Annotated in this window: 2 protein-coding genes and 1 pseudogene; 1 reads left to right on the top strand and 2 read right to left on the bottom strand. The window is 66.2% G+C overall.

Going from position 1 to position 3,563, the window contains the following annotated elements; all coding sequences use genetic code 11:
• On the bottom strand, window positions 1-1,183 hold a 1,183-nt coding region (locus tag AC628_RS40505; RefSeq protein ID WP_074132368.1), incomplete at its 3' end, for an AMP-binding protein.
• Window positions 1,184-1,235: 52 nt separating this feature from the next.
• On the bottom strand, window positions 1,236-2,972 hold the full coding sequence (locus AC628_RS40500) for an extracellular solute-binding protein (RefSeq protein WP_083633313.1): 1,737 nt from the start codon (window positions 2,970-2,972) through the stop codon (window positions 1,236-1,238).
• Between the two features lie 396 nt (window positions 2,973-3,368).
• Here AC628_RS40500 and AC628_RS40495 point away from each other — a divergent pair.
• Window positions 3,369-3,563, top strand: a pseudogene (locus AC628_RS40495) (invasion associated locus B family protein); the annotation flags it as partial.

Below are 3,563 nucleotides of genomic sequence, written 5' to 3'. Positions count from 1 at the left end.
CCATCGGCCCGCGCAGGCCGAGCGTGCCCTTCGCCGTCAGCAGGATCTCGCCGGCGATCGATGCGCCCGGGGCTTCGCGCGGCGCGCTGTGCGGACCGGGCTTGATCGGCGCCGGCGATCCGTCCTCGGCAGTGCGGCGGGCGCCGAACAGCCCGGCCTCGCCGAACAGGTAGACGTCGGTCATGGTCACCCGCCGCGAGGTCCAGTGCGCACTGGAGGCAACCTGCTCCGGCGTCCGCCAGAGGCCGATCACGTTGCGCAGGGTGGGCAGCCGCTCCGACAGACCTTGCTCGTCGAGCCGCAGTGCGAGCTGCGCCGGGGCGATCAACGTATCGCAGGCGTGATCGTTGAACTGGGCTTCGAACGTCTCCTCGTCGAACGGGTGATGCATGACGAGCGTTCCGCCCGACAGCAACCAGGTCACCAGCGACGAGCAGATGCCGGCAAACGACATCGGCGCGAACGCCGACATGATGGTCGCGCCTTGCGGCAGGTCGCTCTCCAGCGACATCGCGAGCCCGCCGGCGATCAGGCCGAAATGCGCGCGCGGCACCGGGCGAAAGCCGTCGCTGGTGACGTCGAAGGAGATCAGCGCCGGCTTGCGGCCGTCCTCGATCATGCGGCGCGTGGTCCGGGAGTCCTGCAGGATCGCCTCGTCGAGCGACGACATGCCTTCAGGCAGATCGGCGCCGAAGCCGCAGACATGCCGGATCGAGAAGGCTTCCGCGGCGGCGTTCATGGCGATGTCGGCATAGGAGACGCCGTCGATCTTGCTGCAAGTCACGATCGCCCGCGCCGCGGTGCGGTTGAGCACCGACGTCAGCTCGGCCTGCCGCCACAGCAGCGGCAACGGCACCACCACCAGGCCGACCCGGTGGGCGGCGAGCACCGTCAGGGCAAATTCGATCGTTGAGGGAAGCTGAACCGCGATCACCGTGTTGGCCGGCAATCCGATCTCGACGAAATGGGCTGCAATTGCGGTGATCGCGCGGTCGGCCTGCGCATAGGTCAGGCGCTTGCGGGGCTGTCCGGTGACGCGTTGCTTGTTGAGCGGATCGACCAGCGCCAGCGCCTCGGGTTGCCGCGCCAAAGTGCGCTTGAACAGCGTATCGAGCGTGGGCGAGGTGATCGACTGGTTCACAGGTTCAACGTCGGTTGCATCGCTTCGATCGGACCAGGTCATGCCGCGGCGGTCCGCATCACCTGGAAAATCACTTTGCAGTTCACTTGGCGGATCAATTTGATTGCCCGCCGGGCTTCTGCCACCAAGTCTCCGGCAGGTAGCCCGACAACGCCGTGGTCGAAGGCCGTTCTATCCGATTCCACCGCGCGATCCATTGCTCTCCCAAGTTAAATAGGGGGATAGCGTAGAAGCCCGAGGTCAGGGCCCGGTCCAGCGCCCGCACCGCCGAGACAAAGGCCGGCCGCTCCCGCGCCGCCAGCAGCGCGGCAATCGTGGCGTCGATGGCCGGATCCTTGGCGCCCATGTAGTTGCGGGTGCCCGCCACGTCGGCCGCCTGGCTGCCCCAGTAGAACCACTGCTCGTTGCCGGGCGACAGCGACTGGTCCCAGCGAATGGGGATCATGTCGAAATCATAGGCGACCCTGCGCTGCTCGAACTGCACCGCGTCGACCACCCGCACCGCGGCGTCGATGCCGGCGCGCTTCAGGTCGCGCTGGTAGGCGAGGGCGATCCGTTCATGCTCGCGTGTCGTCACCAGGATCTCGATCCGGAGCGGCGCCCCGGTCGAGCGCTGCTTCAGCACCGTGCCGTCGAGCGCGTAGCCCGCCTCGGACAGCAGCGCGAGCGCGTCGCGAAGGATGGTGCGGTCGCGGCCTGACCCGTCGGTGACGGGGAGGCGATAGCGGCCCTCGAGGATGTCAGGCGGGATGTGCGACAGATATGGCTTCAGCAGTTCGCGCTCGCGATCATCGGCCGGGCGGCCATAGGCGGACAGCTCCGATCCGGTGAAATAGCCGCCCGAGCGCGAATAGAGTCCGAAATAGTAATTGCGGTTGATCCACTCGAAATCGAACAGCATCAGCAGGGCCTGCCGCACCCTGACGTCGGCAAATTTCGGCCGCCTGGTGTTGAACACCAGGAATTCGGACGGTTGCGGGATGCCGATCTTGATGGCCTCGCGGATCACCTCGCCGCTTTTCGCTGCGGGGAAATCGTAGCCGTCGTGCCAGCGCAGCGGTTCGGGCTCGGTCCTGAAGTCGTAGAGGCCGCGCTTGAACGCCTCGAACTGGCCGTTGGCATCGCGGTAGTAGTCGAGCCTGATCTCGTCAAAATTCCAGAGGCCGCGGTTCACCGGCAGGTCACGGCCCCAGTAATCGGGATTGCGGGTGAAGGTCACGCTGGCGCCGGGCTTGACCGCCGACACACGATACGGGCCGGAGCCGATCGGCGGCGCCAACGTGGTCTCCTCGAATCTGGCGACGTCGGTGGCGTGGCGCGGCAGGATCGGCATCAGGCCGAGGATCATCGGCAACTCGCGATCCGCGACGCCGCCAAAATCGAACCGCACCGTCAGCGGGTCGAGCACCTCGGTCTTTGCGACTTTCGAATAATATTGGTGATGCAGCGGACGGCCGTGATCGCGCAGCAATTCGAGCGAGAACACCACGTCGTCGGCCGTGACCTCGTGCCCGTCGGAGAAGCGCGCCCGAGGATCGATATGGAATGTCACATAACTTCTGGCGTCGTCGGTCTCGACGCTGCGGGCGAGCAGGCCATAGAGCGTGAAGGGCTCGTCATTGTTCCGCACCAACAGACTTTCGTAGACGTAGCCGCGCTCATAGGCGTAGCCCCGGAGCTGCTGCACGGAGAGGCCCCTGACAATCAGGGGGTTGAGGCTGTCGAAGGTGCCTTCTCGTGGGCTCAGGACCAGGCGGCCGCCCTTGGGAGCGCCCGGATTGGCGTAGGGCAAATGGGTGAAGTCGGCCGGCAGCGCGGGCGCGCCGTGCATCGCGATCGCGTGGCTCTCGGCGGCCAATGCCGAGGCAGGTCCGCCCGTCAACAGCGCCGGGACGAATACCAAAGCAAGCCAGATGGCGGCCAATGCGGCGCGCCAACCGTGCCCGGGAACAGGTGCGTGAGGCGCCGGATTTGATTCGCGAAACGTCACGGCCGAGGTTTATCACAGGCCGCCGAAACTCGTCGTCACATAGGCGCAAATGCGCTTGTCGGCATTGATCTTTCCGCGCGCCGCTGTATTGAAGGCGTGCAATTCGAAGGCGGGAACGCCTGTCACGTATCCGCCTCAATTGACTAGGAGACAGCCGCGCGAGCAGCTGTGTTTCGCGGCTATGTGTCGGCGCCTGCAGCGGTTTCGGGCGCCGCCGTTCAGAAAGGGTTTTCCGCAATGAATTTCCGTATCTTGGCCGCCCCGGTCCGGCCGCATGGGCGAATTGTTGCCCTGATGGCGGCGACGGCATTCTCTGCGGCGCTCCTGGTTCCTGCCGCTCAGGCCCAGCAGCCGGCAGCGCCGGCGCCTGCGGCACCGAAGGCTGCGCCCAAGGCGGCACCCAAGGCAGCTCCGAAGGCAGCGCCGGCTCCG

It is taken from the genome of Bradyrhizobium sp. NAS96.2 (assembly GCF_001908235.1).
In the GTDB taxonomy this organism is placed as follows: Bacteria; Pseudomonadota; Alphaproteobacteria; order Rhizobiales; family Xanthobacteraceae; genus Bradyrhizobium.
Note: the sequence above shows the minus strand (reverse complement) of the source record. Positions and strands in the feature narration are given on the sequence as shown.